Here is a 692-nt window from a genome sequence, read left to right as displayed (position 1 = left end):
GTTAAAAGAATCAGAATCTGATAGGGTTGATGTATTTGACATAACAGACATAGAACGGCTCAACTATTTATACTTTATTCAACGTCTAAGATAACGCAACGTCATCTTATCTTTTGGATTCAGTTTATCTTTAAAGTAGATATGATGATAAAATAAGGGCTATATTATACCAGCTAATTGAAACTGATGGCGACCTATGGCATCTTACTGCTTGTAAAATTCAGATAGTAGTTTTAAATTATTTTAATCACGCTTATTTTGGGATAACAATGATAAAAATTGGTCAGGGTATTGATGTCCATGCGTTTCATAATAATGGTCAGCAGCAGCAATATGTCATACTAGCGGGCGTGCCTATTGAGCACAGTCATAGCTTACTGGCACATTCAGATGGTGATGTGGTGCTACATGCACTTGCAGACGCGCTATTAGGTGCATTGGCGCTTGGCGATATAGGTCAGCACTTTCCAGATACGGATGCAGCCCATGCAGGTCTGGATTCAAGGGTGTTACTACGCTATGTCTATAGCAAAGTTCAAGAAGCAGGTTACACGTTAGGTAATGCTGATATTACGGTGATGTGTGAGCGCCCAAAACTTGCTCCTCATAGCTTGGCTATGCGCGAAAATATCGCCAGTGATTTGCAAACGGTCATTAGCAATGTCAGCATTAAAGCCACGACCACAGAAAAA

The 692-nt window shown here is 40.0% G+C and carries 1 protein-coding gene; it reads left to right on the top strand.

Annotated features, from left to right (window positions below; genetic code table 11):
- Nucleotides 1-269: 269 nt before the first annotated feature.
- The coding region (ispF, locus tag ACS8FD_RS20825; protein WP_439277268.1) for a 2-C-methyl-D-erythritol 2,4-cyclodiphosphate synthase at nt 270-692 on the top strand (423 nt) is incomplete at its 3' end.

Source organism: Psychrobacter sp. 1U2 (assembly GCF_051847575.1).
The sequence above is the reverse complement of the archived record's forward strand: the minus strand, read 5'-3'. Positions and strand labels throughout refer to the sequence as shown.